Origin of the sequence: Serratia sp. 22278, from assembly GCF_052045405.1 — a bacterium.
GTDB lineage: Bacteria > Pseudomonadota > Gammaproteobacteria > Enterobacterales > Enterobacteriaceae > Serratia > Serratia marcescens.
This window is the reverse complement of sequence record NZ_JBQEOW010000011.1, coordinates 1-18,131: the sequence shown is the minus strand read 5'-3', so window position 1 is coordinate 18,131 and position 18,131 is coordinate 1. Positions and strand designations below refer to the sequence as shown.

Here is an 18,131-nt window from a genome sequence, read left to right as displayed (position 1 = left end):
TCCTCAAATTGGCCGGATTCGGCCTTCTGCAAGAAGTTGACTGATGGATTTGGACAGTTCAAATTGTGTTCCTCCACCAGCTTGGTTAAACCACGGTATAGCAGGCCCCATATCTGCTTGGATTGGTTTAACCACCTCATATACTCGATACGGTTTTTCCAGTGTATCTAACGGTAATGCCCGGCTGCCAAAAGAGGCTCCAGCAGGAGAGACAAAGGTACCTCGGTCGTTGAATACGCCATTATTTGTCCAGCCACCGTATCTATCAATTTTTGCTCCAGGCATAAGAGTAGTAGGCGTTGCTTGTACAAAACCTCTATTGGGAGGCCATGAGCCATGCCCCATGAATTTTTCTAAGGCCGCCCAATCTTGTTTTTTCCACAGATTATAAGCTTTAGATGCCTGGCTTCTGGATGCAAAAACACCTTTCGACTTCGATTGAAAATTATTCCAGGAATTGCCGCAACTCAACCCCAACGGATCCACCCAACCCAGCGAGTTCGGCGCGTATTGGTACAGGTTGATCCCGCCGGCCAAACCTATCGGATCGTGCTGGGTAAATCTGCCGATATCCGGATCGTAATAGCGGAACAAATTGTAGTGCAATCCCGTTTCCCGATCCAGGTATTGACCCTGCAGGCGCAGGTTTTGGGAGTAATCCAGATCTTGCTGATTTTCCTCATACTTTATGCGGCCCCAGGCGCTGCTGTGGCTCTGCCAGCGCAGCGTTCCGTCGCTGTCGGTCAGGCTTTCCGGTTCGCCGTTCGGCGCCGTGTGGAAGTAAAATACTTGGGCCGGCGCGTGGCCGTCGATGCGCGCCAAAGGTTCATAGCTGCCCTGATCGGCATAGACATAGGTGAGGGGCATGCCGTCGCGAGTTTCCTGCAGCAGCCGGAAACCTTCCCACAAAAACGTGGTGGTTTGGCATTTGCCGGCCGGTTGGCGCAGATCCTGACTTTGCTGCCACACCCGCTTTTGCGTGCGCCGCCCGAGCGGATCATAGTGGAACTGCACATGCTGCTGTGCTTCGCTGCGATGCTGGCTGTAGCGCACCACCTCGCAGAGGCGATGATCGGCGTCGTAGAGATATTGCCAACGGTAGTGGCCTTTGCGTTTTTCCACCGTGCGGCCAAAGACATCGTACCGATAATCAACGCCCTGATAATGCAGTACGCGGTTGTGCCGCTGGCGGAATTGCCCCTCATCCAGCAGGTTGGATGCCGGATCGTACCGGTAGCGCTCGGTATCCGGCAGCGTGCCGTCCCGGTTCAGCAATCGACCGGAGGCATCGTACTGATAACGCTGGTAGGAGAACGGGTTGGCGTTGTGTTCTTCGCGCGTCAGGTTGTTTTGATAGTCGTAGGTCCATTGGCGCGAGCTGCTGGCCGGCGCCGGGCGCTGGCGGTTGTCATTGAAGATCTCCCGCCGGTCTTTGCGCCCCAGCCGGTCATAATGCACTCGGCTGGTCAGGCGACCCTGCGTACGGCTCAGCTCGCGGTGCAGATTGTCGCGTTCGAACTCGCTGAGGGTGATATCGTCCAGCGCCAGCTGCAGCAGGTGGCCGCTGCCATAGTACAGCGCGCGCAGCGCGCGTCCGTCGGGCAATGTGGTTTGCGTGCGGTTACCCATCGGATCGTAATCATAGCGCAGCGTACCGTTGGCACCTTGTTCACGGGTTACCCGCCCCAGCAAGTCATAGTCAAAACTGACCTCGCTCTGAGCCGTTGTCGGCTCGTCATGCCATGCGTTGCCGCGGTCACTGGCGGCATGCAGCAGTTGGCCGATCGGGCTGTAGCGGTAGCGGGTTTCTCCATCGGGCGTTTGTTTGCTCACCAGTTGGCCGGCGGCGTCATGGCTGAAATAGTGCGAGAAGGAGGCGGAGGTATTGGCGGCGAAGCGGCGCTCGACGACCCGGCGGCATTCGTCGTAACGATAACGGGTGCTGACGCCGTCCAATCCGATTTCTTCCTGCAACAAGTTGCAGGCCGTCCAATGGAACAGGTAGCTTTCGGCATTCTCGTTGCGCAGCGCCGTTAATCTGCCGCGGGCGTCGTAGTGGCGCACCACCTCGCCATCGAGCGGATTGCGCGTGGCCAGCAGGCGGCCGGCTGCGTCATAGCGATAATGCGTCAGGCGCCCATTGGCCCCCTGATAGCGATCCAACTGGCCCTGCGCGTTCCAGCTCAGCGTCTCTTGCCAGCCCTCGGCGCGCTGCAGCTGTGTCAGGCGACCGGCGGCATCGTAGCGGTAATGAACGCGTTCGCCGGCGGCGTCGGTTACCTCGCTGAGCCAGCCTTGAGCCGTATATTTGTAGAGGGTTTGTTTGCCGGAGCAATCGCGGGCGCGCAATAATTGCCCGTGCTCATCATAAGCGAAATGGCTGATGCCGCCGTTGGCGTCGACGGCTTGCACCACCTGGCCATAGCCATCGCGCAGGTAGCGCTGGGTATGGCCGAGCGCATCGATCTCGGCAATCAAGGCATGGCGCTCGTCGTAGTAGAAATGCTGTGTGGCGCCGTTGGGCTCCTTGACGCTGATCGGCAGCGCGCGCTGCGGTAGCCAACCGGTGAGGCGAATATGGCCGAGCGGATCCTCTTCCTCGACCAGATTGCCGGCTTCATCGTAGCGGAAATGCCAGCCGTGGCCGAGCGGATCGCGCGTGGCGATCAGCATGTCTTCGTCATTCCATTGATAATGCCAGACCTCACCACGCTCGTCGGTATATTCGACGATCAGCCGTTGGGCGTTCCAGCGGTGCTGGTGCCGCAAGCCGTCATACTCGGTGACCGTCGTTAACCCGGTGGCCAAATCGTAGTCGATTGTGCAGCCGCCGCCGGCGCTGTCGCGGTGTTCCACCACGCGCCAGTCGTCGAACATCGCCCAGCGATACTCGAAGCTGGGCCCACCGGCCTGTTGGTGGCGGGTCAACAGATGTTGGGCGTTATAGTGAAATTCACGCGTGACCAAGCCGCCGGCGTCGATCACCTGATGCAGATCGCCGCCGTCGTCATAACGGTAGCGTACGCGTGCTTCGTCGTTATGCCGCAAGGCGGTGACGCGATCGTCGAAGCGCGGATCGCCGTATTCCAGCCGCAATGTCATGGCGCCGGCGCTATCGGTGATACTGCTCAGGCGCTGTCGTTCGTCGTAGTTCAGCAGCAGCGCGTTATCGTACTCATCGCTCAACGACACTAGCCGCAGGCGGGAAGGGTTCTGCGGCAGCGGCACGAACAGGCGCCAGACGCTGCCGTCGGTGTCGGCGATCAGCAGCTGTCCCTCTTCACCGCGGCGGAACATCAGCCCTTCACCGGCGCTGAAGCTCGGCTGGTTCACCTCAGGCAGCGGGAAGCGTAGCTCACGACCGGTTTCATCATGCAGGCAACACTCAACGACGCCGTCCCGGTCGTTAAGATCGACCCAAATTTCAAAAGGCGTGCGCCAGCCGTGGCCAAACAGTCCCTGATAGCCATTGCGGCTGTTGTAATTGCGCTGCCAGACCAGCGGAAAGCGCGCCGGCAGCAACAGGTCCAGATCTTCTTCGCCGTTCAATACCTTGGCGCCGGTGGCGGCATGCACCGGGTTAAAGGCGGCGTGGATCGCTTCGCCGAGGGCGTTAACGCCCGCCGCCGCCAGACCGCCGCCGATCATGCAAGGCAGGTTCTTAACCAGCTTGGCCGGATTACCGAGCAGCAGCGGCAGCACGGTCAGCGCCAAACCGATACCCGGCAGCTTGCCGCTCTTGATGTCGCGTACCACCGCCGTGCCGCCGCCGATCTGCACATTTTTGGAGACGTCGGTCGAGACTTTCGCCTCGCAGGTTGAACGGTCATTGCTGCGTACGGCCGGTTGGCCGTTGATAAATACTTTACGGGAGCCTTCCGCCAGGTATTGCGGAAGCGGGTGTTTGTCGCAGCTGATTTTATCTTCTTCCAGCGGTTGGCTGGGCTGGCTGGGGCCGGCGACACCGGGCTGCCATAGCTGCGAGAGGATATTACCGCCGGCGGCCAGCAGCTCGGCGCCATAATCCCAGAAGCTTTGCGGCGGCTGTGGCGCCGGTAACGCTTTGATCTCTGCGGGCGTGAGTAAGCGACCGGCGGCGCGTGCCGCCGGTTTGGCGTTGGTGAAGACGTTGGGGGAGCCCGTGAGAATGACGCCGGAGACGGAAGGCGGGAAGAGCCAGTTGGCCACGGCGTCGCAGCCGTTGCTGATATGTTCTCCGACGCCGGTCAGGCTGGTGACAAAACCGACGATTAGCCCGGCGCCGACGCAGCCGGAGGCCGCCGTCGCCGCTGCGCCGAGCACCGCCACCCCTGCCAATGCCGGCGCTGCGGCGGCGGCTGCTGCGGACACGGCGGCGGTCGCTACCGCATATACCGCGACTTCCGCGACGGCGCTGGCGATGTCCGCCAACGCGCTGGTGTGGATCAGTTCGTCATCCTTTCTTGCTGCCCAGATCTCAGCCATGGCTATCGTTCACTGTGTTCGGTCAAGACCAGCGACGCTTTCACCTGCTGCCAGTGAGCGTCATCCTCGGGGGTGAAGGGGCGCATGGCGGCATAGGTGACGATCAGTAACGTCTGGCTCTCGTCCGGCTGCACCGTCAACTGATGCTGATGATGGTGGTGTCCGGCGCGGATAAAGCGACTGGTGACTTCAATCGCCTTGAGATGGCCCTGCGGCCCGGCGCTGATGCGCCGGCGCGGCGACTGTTGCAAATCGCTGATCTGTGGCAGCAGTGCTTGCCACTGCTTCTCGAATTCGTCCTCCAGCGTGGCACCTTGTGGAATGATGCCGCGGGTGATGACCAGCGAGGCGCCGGTTTGCGGGTTTTTGAGAATATTGACCGTGCAGTCCTGCCAGGCGATGGCGGGTAGGGTGAAATAGCCTTCCTGGAAAAGGTAATCCATGGATGTCCTTGCAAGTAATCAGGGGGAAAGGACGCGGCGCAGGGCCGCGTCGGCATCAGGATTTCGGGAACAGCTGATCGACGGCGCTCTGGATTGTCGCCTGATGGCCGCCACCCGGTGCGGCGGTGCGCGCGGCGCCGCCAGGCTGGTTGAGATCCAGCTGGCCGCCGGTGTTGATCTCCCCGTCCTCTTTCACCGTGATATTGAAGCTGGTGCCGGTGATGTTGATTTGGCCGTTCGCCAGTAGCTCGATCACGCTTTCGCCGCACTCCAGCCGCAGCGATTCGCCGGAGCCGAGGGTAAATGCGTTGACTACGGCGTCGCTGCGCGTTTTGCCGGTCAGCGCGGAGGATTCGCCTTTGACGCCGGTCGCCTGATTGAGCACCACCCGTTTGATCTGGTTACCGCCCACCAGATGCGTGTGGTCGTTAGCGATGGTGTGGCTTTCATCGTTTTTCACCTGGGTGTCCATGTTGCGTTCCGCCTGGATCCACACCTGTTCGGCGCCGGCCTTGTCTTCGAAACGCAGGGCGTTGGCGTTGTCGGCTGTGCCGTCCTTGGTGCGGCTCATAAAGCCCATCTGGGTGGCGGCGGCCGGCAGCGCCCACGGCGGCATGCTGGCTTCGTTATAGACGCGCCCGGTGACGATCGGCCGATCCGGATCGCCGTTGATAAAGTCCACCACCACTTCGTCGTTGACGCGCGGGATCTGCACGCCGCCGTAGCCCTGGCCGGCCCAGGCGCTGGAGACACGCACCCAGCAGGAGCTGCCGTCGTCTTTCGGCCCGAAGCGATCCCAGTGGAATTTCACCTTGATGCGGCCGTATTTATCGGTCCAGATCGATTCGCCGGCCGGACCGACCACCCGGGCGGTCTGCGGCCCGTGGGTTTTCGGCCAGCTGGCCTGCTGCGGCGGGTGCCAGGGCACGTCCGCCGGCAGCACGGTGAAGTCAATGCGGTGTTCACTGCTCTGATCGTCGCCGCTGGCGTAGCGGTTCTCTTTCAGATGGTAGTTGGCCTGCAGCGTCAGGTACTCGCGGTTGTCGTCGGCGTGCGGGGCGTTATACAACGTAAAGGTGCTGCCGGGAGCGATGCCCAACGCGGTGGCGGTGCCCCGGATCTGCTGATGCTCGGCCTGCCAGGCCTCCTGGCGCACGCGGGCGTAGAACTCCCCCTGCTGATGCTCGGTGTAGCGGCCTGGCCAGTCGTAAACGTCGATCTGCCCCGGCGTCGGCGAAACCGGATTTTGCCGCGCCTGGAACAGCCAGGCGTTTGGTTTGCGAAAATCGTAGTCGTCCAAGCTGTAGATGCCCGGCGTGACGCGATCGGACAACGTCCACTGGCTGATGCCTTCCTCGCTGGTGCTGCCGCCGGACGGCGTCAGGTGGTAGGGGATCATCTCGTAGCCGGGATAGGGCTGGTGGTGGTGGGGCGCATCCCCGAGCACCAGCGTGTGTTTGCCCATCTCGTGTTTGAAATAGTAATAGATGCCCTCCAGCTCCATCAGGCGGCTGATGAAGTTGAAGCTGCTTTCGTTGTACTGCACGCAGTAGCCCCACAGGCGATAGTCGCCGGTCAGCTGATCTTCCAGCTGCACGTTGTGCTCCGCCAGCAGGGTCTTGACGATCTGCGGCACCGTCTGTTCCTGGAAGATGCGGAAGTTGCGGTCTTTGGTCATCGGCCACAGATCCGGCTGCACGTGCAGGTTATACACCGCGTAGCGCGTGCCGCCGATCTCTTCGCTGCTGACGGCGATGGTGGTGATCTTGCCGTTCAGGTAGCGCGGGGCGCTGAGAAAGCCCTGGGTCGGGATCTCCAGCGTCAGCGGTTGGCCGAGCAGCGCTTTGCGATCGAGCCGCGCGTCGGTGCTCAGCAATTCAATATGGAAGTCGAAAGGAGTGGAAAGCGCTTCGATGCCGTCCAGCGAGCGGAACAGCAGTTGCTCCTGGCCCAGCGGCGTGTGCGCAATAATGCGATCCAACATGAGAACGTCCTCTGTGATTGACGCATGCGTCAGTCTCATGAAATAGGGAGAAACCCGCCACGGCGGGCTTCAAATCCGGCATCAGCCGGCGGTGGCCGGGTTGACCAGCCAGGTGCCGGCGGTGTCGATGCTGAGCTGTTGGCGGCGCAGCCGATCGTTGTGGCGGATCTCCAACTGATAACGGCCCGGCGCCAGGTTCAGGCTGGCGAAGCCGTTTTCGCCCGGCGTCACCTGCTGCGGCTTGCCGTCGAGGCTGACCTGCTCACCCGGCTGCAGTTTGAAGTACACCAGCGCCACCGGCTGCGGTGGTGGCGCCGCTTTTTCAGGTTCCGCCGCTGCAGGCTGCGCGGTTTGCGGCGCGCTCGGTTGCTCCGTCAGGGTTTTCTGTGCCGGTGACGCCACGGTGTTTTGGGCGACGGCCTGGGCATCGTCCTTGCCGCCGCTCAGCCAGGCGATCGCGCCGATCACCAGCAACGCGGCGACGCCGGCGCCGGCCATCATCGGGCGCGAGAATTGGGTGCCGCGTGCGGTAACGGCGCCGGCGGCGGCCGCAGCGGCAGCCGGGTTGGCGGCGACCAGCAAGTTCTCCGGCGCGGCGGCCGGGGTGCTGATGATTTCGTTTTCATCGGCGATCGGCAGATGCAACAGCTCGGCCATTTCATCGATGGTCTGCGGGCGGTCTTCCGGCTTCAGCGCCAGCGCGCGATCGACGGTGCGCAACAGCTCCGGCGAGTAGCCGGCGGGGCGGCGCTCGGCCAGCGGCTGGTAGCTGTCTTCGATGCTGCGCACCACGCTGACCGGCGGCGGCGAACCGACGATCAGCGTGTGCAGCACGGCGCCCAGCGCGTAGATATCGGTCCACGGCCCCTGTTCGCCGTCGCTGTTCTCGGTGTACTGCTCGATCGGCGCGAAGCCCGGTTTGAGCATGATCTCCGTTTCGTCCGACAGGTTGCCGATCTCTTTGCGCGCCGATCCAAAGTCCAGCAACACCGGCAGCTGGCTCTCCTGGATTTGGATGTTATCCAGCGAAATGTCGCGGTGCAGGTAGCCTTCCTGATGGATGGTGTTGATGGCGCTGAACAGCGGCGGCAGCAGCCGACGGATCCACGCCTCGTCGATTTTCTCCGGCTGCTGCGCCTGCAGGTTTTTCAGCGTGGTGCCGCTGTAAAACTGGGTGCCCATGTAGGCGGTGCCGTTCTCTTCCCAGAAGCGCAACACGTGCAGCAGGCCGGGATGCGAGAAGCGCGCCAGCAGACGCGCCTCCTGAATAAAGCTGTTCAGCCCGGCCTGGAAGGTTTTGCCGAAGCGCTCGCCGCGCAGCCCGATGCTGAGATCGTCGTTGCGTTTCGCCAGCGAGGTCGGCATGTACTCCTTGATGGCGATGGTGCGTTCCAGTTGGTGATCGTAGGCGCGGTAGACGATGCCGAAGCCGCCTTCGCCGATCGCTTCCTGGATCTCGAATTCGTTGAATCGATAGCCGCTCGGCAGGCTGTTCGAATTCGGTTTGGTTATCCCGGTTCCCGACATAGTGATGACTCTCTGTATTCAAAGGGCCGCCGTCTCGGCGGCCGCGGCGTTATGCCTGAAATTGACAAATGAATTCGTGGTTCTGCAGCGCGATGTGCAGCTGGCGATAGCGCTGGTCGTTGGCGCTGCCGGTCAGCAGGGTGTGGCTGATCTGCGGCAGCAGGGTGTTGGTCAGGATGGCGTCGACCATGCGGCCGCCGGACTCCACTTCGGTGCAGCGGCTGACGATCTGCTCGATGACCGCGTCGTCGAAGGTGCAGACGATGTCGTGATTCTCCGCCAGGCGACGCTGGATGCGGCCCAGCTGCAGGCGCACGATGTTGCCCAGCGTGGCGTCGGTCAGCGGGTAATACGGCACCACCAGCAGACGGCCGAGCAAGGCGGCCGGAAACACCGACAGCAGCGGCTGGCGCAGCGCGCCGCTCAGCGCCTCCGGCTCCGGCAGCAGCTCCGGATCGCTGCACAGCCCGGCGATCAGATCGGTGCCGACGTTGGAGGTCAGGATGATGATGGTGTTGCGGAAATCGATATGGCGGCCTTCGCCGTCCTCCATCCAGCCCTTGTCGAACACCTGGAAGAAGATTTCATGCACGTCCGGGTGCGCCTTCTCGATCTCGTCCAACAGCACCACGCTGTATGGACGGCGGCGCACCGCCTCGGTCAGCACGCCGCCTTCGCCGTAGCCGACATAGCCGGGGGGCGCGCCTTTCAGCGTCGAAACGGTGTGCGACTCCTGGAATTCGCTCATGTTGATGGTGATGACGTTCTGCTCGCCGCCGTACAGGGTTTCCGCCAGCGCCAGCGCGGTTTCGGTCTTGCCGACGCCGGATGGCCCGGCCAGCAGGAACACCCCGACCGGCTTGTTCGGATCGTCCAGCCGCGCCCGCGAAGTGCGCACCCGGCGGGCGATCAGATCCAGCGCATGGCGTTGGCCGATCACGCGCTGATTCAGGGTGTCGGAGAGCTGCAGCACCGCTTCAATCTCGTTTTTCACCATGCGGCCCAGCGGGATGCCGGTCCAGTCGGCCACCACCGCCGCCACGATGTTGGCGTCGACGGCGGCGAAGATCAGCGGCGCTTCACCCTGCAGCGCGCTCAGCTGCTGCTGCAGTTCGCCCAGCTGGGTGCGCAGCGCGTCGGCGTCAGGGGCCGCCTCCGTTTCTTCGCCGGCAGGCTCCGCTTCCTGCCGGTGCAACTGCGCGCGCAGCGTGATGATCTCTTGGATCAGCGCCAGCTCCTGCTGCCAGCGGTCGGTCAGCTGTTCCAACTCCTGGCGCAGCGCGGTCAGCTGGGTTTCAATCTCCTGCGGGCGCAGGGGATCGCCAATGCCGACCTTGGCTTCGCGGCGGGCGATATCCAATTCGATCTGCAGCGCATCGATGCGGTGGCGGCAGTCTTCGACCTGGGCGGGCTCGGCGTGTTGGCTGACCGCCACGCGCGCACAGGCGGTATCCAGCAGCGCTACCGCCTTGTCCGGCAACTGGCGGGCTGGAATATAGCGATGGGACAGCCGCACCGCGGCGTCCACCGCTTCATCCAGCAGCAGCACGCGGTGGTGTTGCTCCAGCGGGCTGACGGTACTGCGCAGCATCAACAGCGCTTTGTCTTCGCTCGGTTCGTGTACCTGCACCACCTGGAAACGGCGGGTGAGCGCCGGGTCTTTCTCGATGTATTTCTTGTATTCCGACCAGGTGGTGGCGCCAATGGTGCGCAGTTGGCCGCGCGCCAGCGCCGGTTTCAGCAGGTTGGCCGCGTCGCCGGTGCCCTGGGCGCCGCCGGCGCCGATCAGGGTGTGAATTTCGTCGATAAACAGGATGATTGGCGTCGGGCTGGACTGCACTTCGTCGATCACCGCCTGCAGCCGTTTTTCAAACTCACCCTTAACGCCGGCGCCGGCCTGCAGCATGCCGATGTCCAGCAGGCACAGCTTCACGTCGCGCAGCTGCGGCGGCACGTCGCCGGCCACGATGCGCAGCGCCAGGCCTTCCACCACCGCGGTTTTGCCGACGCCGGCCTCGCCGGTCAGCAGCGGGTTGTTCTGGCGGCGGCGCATCAGGATATCGATGATTTGCCGGATCTCCTCATCGCGGCCGGCCACCGGGTCGATCTCGCCGTCACGCGCTCTGGCGGTCAGATCCTGGGCATACTGCGCCAGCACGCTTTCACCGCTGCGCGCCGCGCCGGATGCGTTCTCGGCGTGGCTTTCCGCCGGCGCATCCTGGGCGTTTTCCGCCGAGTGAGCGGTAATGGCGGCGAACTGCTCCATCAACAGATCGGCGTTGATGCGCTCGAACTGCGGGGAAATGGCCTTCAGCAGATGGCGCAGGCTGTAGGTTTTCAGAATGCCGAGCAGCAGGTGGCCGCCGCGGATGCGCGACGCGCCGAATTTCAATGAGCCATAGACCCAGGCGCGCTCTACCGCGCTGTCGATGTGCTCGGACAGATCGGAGATGGCGCTGGCGCCGCGCGGCAGGCGATCGAGCGCCTCGACGATGTCGCGCGCCAGCTGCGCCTCGTCCAACGCGAAGTGGCGAACGATCTGCTGCAGATCGCCGTCCGGCGATTGCATCAGCTGATGCAGCCAGTGCGCCAATTCGACGTAGGGGTTACCGCGCAGCTTGCAAAACGCCGTCGCACTTTCCAGAGAGGTGAATAACAGGCTATCCAGTTTGCCAAATAATACCGAGCGGCTGATTTCAGACATGGTTTTCCTCAGGTCTCAGGGTGGCCTGACGCCGCGGGGCGTCGGCCGAAATAGGGTCAGAACGGATTTTCCAGCGGTTCAGGGCTGAAGATCAGATCGTCGAGATCGCGCTGTCGCCGATGGTTGGCCAGCCAACTGCTCAGGCCCAATCGCTGCGCGCCGCCGAGCTGGATGCCGTGCGCCTGTTCCTTCGCCAGGATCAGGCGCACTTCCCAGACGAACTCGATGCCCAGATATTGGCGCACCCAGTCGCGCAGTTGCCGGCACAGGTCTGCGCCCGGCAAGAAACGGTCATAGTCCTGCTGCGGCATCGGCCCCAGCTCGATGCGGAATTTGTGCTGAATATCGCGCACCGCGATGCCGAGAAAGGCCGACTCGCCGAGCCGCGGCGCACCGCGCCCGGCCTTGAGCCGCGCCTGCTCGCGCGGCTCCACCCGCAGCCAGTGCGGCACGTTTTCGACGATGCGCACCGGCACCTTGAAATACTGCTGCAAAATTTTGCTCAGGCCTTCCGGATCGCGGCTGTGGCGAATCAGATGACCGGCCATAAAATGCTTGGCGTGGGCGTTGATGCTGTCGCGTTCCTGCTGCGCCGGCTGGCCGATGCCGATCAGGCTCGACAGGTACTCGTCGAAGCGCCGGTTGTCCGGGCGATCCAGCGATACCGTCGGCTGTGCGTCGGCCCAGGCGCGATAAAACAGCAGCGTCAGGCGGTGATGGAACAGGTTGGTGAACGCCAGCAGGGTGGTGTCCTGATGGTGGTATACCCGTTCGCGCACGTATTCGGTCAGGTGCAGCGGCAGCGGCCCGTTGGGGCCGAACAGGCCGAAACTGAAGATCGAAACGTCGTGCAGCGGGCCGTTGGCGCGCGGCGTCACCTGCGCCAGCGTGGAGGGCGCGAACGATAGCGACGGCTCCTGGCCCAGGCGCAGCATCTCGTGGCGCGGCAGCGGCGCGCGCCCCAGCAGGTAGGGCTGGCCGCCCTGGGCGTCGATGCGGCGCAGCAGCTGAAACAGATCGTGCTTGTAAGGCGCGCTGCGCAGCCGCGGCCAGAAGTCGTCCGGCAGGCGATACAGCGCGTTGATCTGCGGCGGCGCCAGTTCGGTGGCGATCATCTCCGCGCTCATATCAGCGTCCTTTTGCCCATGCGCGCCTGCCAGTGGGCGATCTCGCCGCGCTGCTGGCTGGAGAGCGTCATCTCGGTGAAGGTGTTCATCGCCACCAGGCGCGAGAACAGGCGCTCCAGCACGCTGCCGAGCAGGTAAGGGCTGTTGCCGGAGAACGCCTGCTCATCGACCGTCAGATCGATGGCGATGCCGCGCGCGAATACGATGGGGCCGGGTTCAGGCACTCGCCGATAGACCGGCCGCAGGTTGCAGTGGCGCACGCCCTGGATCTGTTTGGCGATCGCCGGCTCGCTCAGGTTGCCGTACAGCCCCAGCAGCTGGCGCAGGCTGGCGGCGCCCTGTTCCGGATCGCCGTCCATCATGCTGAGGTAATTCAGCTGCAGCTGACTGATCAACCGCCAGGTGATCATCCCTTCGGCCAGCGCCGGGCGTGGCGGGGTGGGGCCTTTGCGCAGCGAGACCTGCTTAATCGGGATCGAATCGGGCATCACGAAGTTGCCCTGATCCTGCTGCAGCAACATCAATGGCAGGTCGCGGCTGGTGCACAGCACGTCGGCGGTGAGGTATTTCAGATCGCTGTGCCACGGCGATTGCCGCTCGTCCACCAGCGACACGAACACTTCCGAACCGGCGTAGCCGGTGCGGGTGCCGTAGCGGCGGGCGTGCTCCGACAGCGTGCGCTGTTCGCGCCGCAGCGAGAAGTAGGCGCCATAGTTGCCGTCGTCCGCGCTCAGGGTGCTGTAAAACGGCCGAAACTCTTGCTCGTAGCGTTTTTCGCTGGCGCTGCCGCCGAGCCGCTGCACTGAAAACACTTCGTAATCCAGCGGCCGGATATTGTCGACCACCAGATGGTATTCGTGGTTTTTTTCGTTGATCGCGATGCGTTCGGCGACCTTCGGAAACAGGTTGATCACCGGCGTGCAGTGCAGCGCCAAATGGGCGGCGTCGACCACCCGTTCCAGCGCGGCGTCGTGTCGATCCAGCAGCACCACGATCTCGAACTGGCGCAGCCCCTTTTTCCCTTCGCGCACGCTCTGCAGCAGCGGACGCAGGCCGTTGACGCTGAAGAACTGGAAGCGCGCCGGGAAGGCGAAATACTCCTGCAGCAGCCGGTAGCCTTCGAAGTTGCGCAGATCGTTGGGCAGCAGCGCCTGATCGGCAGCGAAGCCCTCCTGTCGCAGCCCGTCCAACGCCAGCGCCCGCCGCTGCGGCTGAGCCTCCACCGTTTGGCAGACAAGCCCGACGCTGTGCTGCATCAGCAACTCCAGCAGCTGCTGCGCCTGCATGTCCGGCCCGGCCAGGTAAAACATCAATTGATCCAGCTGCAGATTGTTGAGCGTCACGCTTTCGTAGCACTCAAGACGAATGCGCAGCGCGCTGACGCAGCCGCTGTGCTGCAGCCCCAGCGAGGCCAGCGGGATATCGGCCGGAATGCCGCCCAGCTCGACGCCGGCGATGCGCACCGGCTGCAGCGTGACGTCATGCGCCGTGGTGTAACTGCAGGTGATGCCGCTTTTCTTCAGCGTCTGGCTGTCCATCATGGTACCGCGCGGCACCACGAAGCCGTTGCTGATGTCGCCTTTGCTGCTGTCCGGCTGCAGCTCGGCGATCGCCATCGACGGCGTCGGTGACAGGTAGTTGGGGTAGATGATCTCCAGCAAGCGCTGAGAAAAGCGCGGGAACTCGGCGTCCATTTTCAGCTGCACGCGCGAGGTGAGGAAGGCAAAGCCTTCCATCAGGCGCTCGATATAAGGGTCCGCCACGTCGATGCCGCGCATGCCGAGGCGGCCCGCAACCTTCGGGTACTGTTCGGCGAACTCGGCGCCCATCTCACGCAGATAGGCCAGCTCGCGGTTGTAATAATCTAACAGTTTACTGTCCATCGCCTTACCCTATGTCTTTCAGATCGAAGTGGCCATTTTCCAGATCCACGTCGGTACGGAACAGAAACTCCAGCGGATAGGGCACGCACCACAGGCGGCCCTTGATTTCGATCGACAGCACGTTGTGCAGCTCCAGCGAGCCGGTATCCGAGATGCAGCGCACCTGCAGCCCCTCGGGCAAAATACGCGGCTCGAAATGCAGAATGGATTCGGTCAGCGCGCGCTGAATGTCGAGCCATTCGATGTCCGACATGCGCTTGCCCGCCAGCGAGGCGATGCCGTAATTCAGGGTGGAGCGCCGCACCTGCGGAAAATCGCCGAGATCCAGATTGGATTCGCTGTTGACGCAGTTGAACAGCCACTGCAGATCGCGCAATACCCGGCGGCGCAGCTCGCTGTGCGACACCAGGTTGCGCGCCTGCGCCTCCTGCTTTTTCTGCGGTTCGTCGTCGGTCAGCATATCGAGCAGCACCGGCTGCATTTTGTCGCGCGAGGTCAGGCGTTCGCTGTCCTGACGATAGCGATAGCCCTGGTGGCGTAGATCGCTGCCGTCGTAGTGGGGTGGGCGCTTATCGTTCATGGTCAGGCGCTCGCGTCGAAGCTCAGCTGCCGCAGGCTGTGCAGTGGGAATTCATCGCTTTCGCTGAGCCAGGTTTTCAGGCCCAGCCCCGCATAGTGGGTGCCGTCGCCCAGCGGTTGCCATTCGGTGCGCTTGCCGAGCAGCAGCGCGTCGTCGCTGCCTTCTGCCAGCGGGTAACGGGCGGGCAGTTGACACACCTGTTCGCGGCCATCGGTCAGGCGCACCAGCGCATGGCTCCACACCAGGTCGATGGCGCTCTGCGGCGCCTGGAACTGGATCGCGGCGATGTCGGCAAACGGCAGCCAGTAGTAAACGCCGTTCAGCGCCAGTTCGCATACCGGCCCGAGGCGGCCGTCACCGTCGGTCAGCCAGTCGAAACGCAGCTGCCGTTCTTGTTCGCCTTCGGCCAGCGTTAACCGCCCGGCGCCGGCCGGGGCGGCCTCCAGCGCTTCATCACGCAGCGCCTGGGCCTGTTCGGCCGCCCCTTGCGCATCCTGATGCAGCGCCTGAACCATCAGTTTCAGCCAAGGCTGATCCTGCCGCAGCAGCGCCGGCGCGGCCGTGCCGGCAAACACCGCCTGGCGTTGCAGCTCGGCGTTGACTGACTGCATCAGCAGCAGCGTGGTCGGTTGGGCGATCGGTTTCAGCGCCTGCCAGGATTTCAGCTGCGCGTTGGCGCGCGTCCAGTTGCCGCTCAGGCACAGCAGTTGCACCAGCGCGGCGCGCAGGTCGGCATCCGCCGGTTTCGCCTTGATATCGTTTTCGACGGTGGTGATGGCCGCGCCGATCGACTGGCCTTGCAGCATGCTTGCTAATGATTTCACAGGCTTTCCTTATAATCAGTGAGGGGCGCCGTTAACCGACAGGTAGCTGCCGCTGGCGGGATCAACGCGGTCTGTGGCCAGCTTTTCCACCAGCTTGAAAGTCAGCGGGGCGGGGGCGCTCAGCAGCGGCTGCCAGGCGGTTTGCGCCTGCTGCACGCGCTGTTTGATCTTGTTCTCATCGGCGGCGTCGACGCGCGGCATTTCAACGATCGCTTCACCGTTGAACACCCAGGCGTGCAGCTTCGGTTCGAAGCTCAGCAGCAGGAAGCTGCCCGGCGCCTGCGGGTTGCCGCCCAGAACCAGACGTTGGGCGTTGGCGCTGACGACGGTCAGCGCGCGATCGCCGCCGTTAACCTGCGCCAGCGGGTAACCTTGCAGGAACCACAGCGTCGGCGAGAGGGTTTGGCCGCCTTGTTGCAACGTGACCGCGCTGCGGCCCTGCAGCCAGCCGTCCTCGCCGCAGCGCAGCGCAGCGCCGGCGGGAATGAACAGCGCGCCGCCGTTGGCCTCGTCACGCCAGTAGGTGCGGAAGTGGCAGCCCTGCGGCAGGCTGAAACGCTGAGCCGGCGCGCTGTCCGCCTGCGGAGACGTCACGGCCACCGCCGCAGGGATCGCCGGTTGCGGTGGGGTTTCCGGCGGCTCGGAGGCCTCTTGTTTGACCACCGGTTTCCAGCCGCGCGCTTTGGCGGCTTCGCCGCTGGCCAGTTTCTCTCCGCGCTTGTCGGTCAGCGTCCAGGGCAGGTGGCCGGCTTTCGGACACTGCTTTTCCAACAGATTGCCGACGCGCGGCAGAAAGTCGTTCAGCACCGCCGGATCCTGGCTTTGCGCCGAGACGATACGCAGCGGGATGCTTTTGCCGCACCAGCTTGCCGGATTGCTGTTTTTGACGTCATCGATAAACACTTCCAGCTTCTGGCTGGGGGAGTAAACCAGGCGATAGTTCATCGCCTGCGCGGTCGGTACCGCCATCAGGGCAACGAGCCCTGGCATCCAATATTTCATAGTGAACCTTGCTGTGAATGTGCGCTGCTCAGTCGCGGCTCAGAAACCGCTCCGCATCCGCCAGCGAATGCAGCAGGGTGGTTTCCTGCGGTGAGCCAATCCAGACGGCGATAGCGCTGTAGTTATCGCTGTTATTGTTTTTCTTCCATGCCTGTTGCATCAGGGCGATCCACTCGCTGGGGGAGTTGACCATATGCAGCGACTGTTCCAGTTCGGCCTGGCTGAAGCTGTGCCAGAAGCCGTCGGTGCACAGCAGGAAAACGTCGCCGTCCTCCAGCTGCAGCACGTCGCTGTAGGTGGCGTCGCGCTCTTCGTTGAGCCCCAGCGCGAAATACAGCAGGTTGCTGTTGATGCCGTTGGTCTGATAGCCGGCGTCCTGCATCTGTTGGATCAGGCTGTGGTCGGTGGTGACGGCATGCAGGTAGCCGCGGCGGAACAGGTACAGGCGGCTGTCGCCGGCGTGCGCCCAGTAGGCCAGCTGGTAATCGCGATCGATAAACAGACTGACCAGCGTGGTGCCCATCTTGCTGTATTCGTCCGACTGCCGCTGCTGCTGGTGGATGGCGGCGTTGGCGCGCGTGATGTGCTGACGAATGCTCTGGGCGTTCAGGTGCTTTTCGCCGTCAAAGTTTTGCAAAATGGTGTCGCGCGCCAGTTTGGCGGCGATATCGCCGCCCGGAAAACCGGCGATGCCGTCGCACACCACGAAGCAGGCGGCGCGGTTGCCGAGCACCTCGCCGGTCTGATCCTGGTTGGAGGCGCGGCCGCCCTGGTTGGAAGTAGAGGCTATGGTGATATTCATTACGCGTCCGGTTTGGTCTGTGAGTCTTTGTATTGATTCACTTCAACGTCATAGGCGTGCAGGAAAGCTTCGCCAAACAGGGTGTGGAAATCGTCCTCGATCTCGCCGGAGGTTTGCTGATAGTTCTTCACGAAGTAGTCCCACAGCGCAGCCTTGCGGTTGGCGGGCAGCGACAGGCGCGGCGCCACGCCTTCCTTGCGCGCTTCCTCTTCGAGGCGCTCCGGGTTGAACGACTGCAGCATGGCGGCGATGATGGCGCGAATACCGGCGATCATCCCCAGCTGGTGCGCCTGCAGGTCGATCAGCGCGTCGCGCACCGCCTGCTCCGGCGACATAAAGCCCGGCATTTGGCTGCCGAACATCTGCATCAGCACCGTTTTTCCCGAAGGCAGCAGCTTGAACGGGTTGTTGGCTTCGTCGAGGATCATGGTCATCTCGGCCTTCACGCCGCGCTTGAGGATCGAGCGGGATGAGAGTAGGGCGACGGTGCCTTGCGAGAACAGGCTCAGCAGGCGACCGGCCAGGCGGATCTGTTGTTCGTCAAAGTGCGGCTGCGGTTGCAGATCGTCGAGACCGATACCTTGCAGCAGCGCCGCCAGCAACGGCCCCTCCAATGCGTCGCCACTCGGCGCGGCGGCGTGCTGCCGCTGAGCGGACTGATAGGCGACCGGATCGATGCCCAGGCGGTTGCCCTGGCGCGGGCGCGGCGGCTGTATCTCCAGCAGGAACTCGACTGACAGGCAGCTGAGAAAGGCGTTGCGATCGTCCGTGGTGGTAAAGCCGATCAGATC

The 18,131-nt window shown here is 63.2% G+C and carries 12 protein-coding genes; all 12 read right to left on the bottom strand.

Annotation, left to right across the window (positions count from 1 at the left end):
* Window positions 1-3 precede the first annotated feature (3 nt).
* Window positions 4-4,464: a glycohydrolase toxin TNT-related protein gene (locus ACTJJ6_RS18365; RefSeq protein ID WP_049299087.1), complete on the bottom strand. Its 4,461-nt coding sequence runs from the start codon at window positions 4,462-4,464 to the stop codon at window positions 4-6.
* A gap of 2 nt (window positions 4,465-4,466) precedes the next feature.
* Complete coding sequence (locus ACTJJ6_RS18360; protein ID WP_016927243.1) at window positions 4,467-4,907, bottom strand: DcrB-related protein; 441 nt, start codon at window positions 4,905-4,907, stop codon at window positions 4,467-4,469.
* Between the two features lie 55 nt (window positions 4,908-4,962).
* The gene (locus ACTJJ6_RS18355) at window positions 4,963-6,891 is read right to left on the bottom strand and encodes a type VI secretion system Vgr family protein (RefSeq protein WP_193842867.1); all 1,929 of its coding nucleotides are present in this window, start codon (window positions 6,889-6,891) and stop codon (window positions 4,963-4,965) included.
* Between the two features lie 81 nt (window positions 6,892-6,972).
* Window positions 6,973-8,418, bottom strand: coding sequence for a serine/threonine protein kinase (locus tag ACTJJ6_RS18350; RefSeq protein WP_193842866.1), 1,446 nt, complete (start codon window positions 8,416-8,418; stop codon window positions 6,973-6,975).
* 49 nt (window positions 8,419-8,467) lie between these two features.
* The gene (gene tssH, locus ACTJJ6_RS18345) at window positions 8,468-11,122 is read right to left on the bottom strand and encodes a type VI secretion system ATPase TssH (RefSeq protein ID WP_143778253.1); all 2,655 of its coding nucleotides are present in this window, start codon (window positions 11,120-11,122) and stop codon (window positions 8,468-8,470) included.
* A 56-nt stretch (window positions 11,123-11,178) separates the two neighbouring features.
* The gene (gene tssG, locus ACTJJ6_RS18340) at window positions 11,179-12,249 is read right to left on the bottom strand and encodes a type VI secretion system baseplate subunit TssG (RefSeq protein ID WP_143778252.1); all 1,071 of its coding nucleotides are present in this window, start codon (window positions 12,247-12,249) and stop codon (window positions 11,179-11,181) included.
* Window positions 12,246-14,132, bottom strand: coding sequence for a type VI secretion system baseplate subunit TssF (gene tssF, locus ACTJJ6_RS18335; RefSeq protein WP_049188373.1), 1,887 nt, complete (start codon window positions 14,130-14,132; stop codon window positions 12,246-12,248). The genes tssG and tssF overlap by 4 nt, the downstream gene beginning before the upstream one ends.
* A gap of 4 nt (window positions 14,133-14,136) precedes the next feature.
* Window positions 14,137-14,712 carry a type VI secretion system baseplate subunit TssE gene (locus ACTJJ6_RS18330; protein ID WP_049299094.1) on the bottom strand — a complete coding sequence of 192 codons (576 nt, stop codon included), beginning with the start codon at window positions 14,710-14,712 and terminating at the stop codon, window positions 14,137-14,139.
* Between the two features lie 2 nt (window positions 14,713-14,714).
* Window positions 14,715-15,536 (bottom strand): type VI secretion system accessory protein TagJ, encoded by an 822-nt coding sequence (locus tag ACTJJ6_RS18325; protein WP_265094711.1) that lies wholly within the window; start codon window positions 15,534-15,536, stop codon window positions 14,715-14,717.
* A 15-nt stretch (window positions 15,537-15,551) separates the two neighbouring features.
* Window positions 15,552-16,538, bottom strand: coding sequence for a type VI secretion system-associated protein (locus ACTJJ6_RS18320; protein WP_440803271.1), 987 nt, complete (start codon window positions 16,536-16,538; stop codon window positions 15,552-15,554).
* A 28-nt stretch (window positions 16,539-16,566) separates the two neighbouring features.
* A complete protein-coding gene (locus ACTJJ6_RS18315) occupies window positions 16,567-17,340 on the bottom strand; it encodes a PP2C family protein-serine/threonine phosphatase (protein ID WP_015378289.1) in 774 nt (257 codons plus the stop codon).
* Window positions 17,340-18,131: type VI secretion system-associated FHA domain protein TagH (tagH, locus tag ACTJJ6_RS18310; RefSeq protein WP_440827420.1), on the bottom strand; the 792-nt coding region annotated here is incomplete at its 5' end. The genes tagH and ACTJJ6_RS18315, both read right to left, overlap by 1 nt.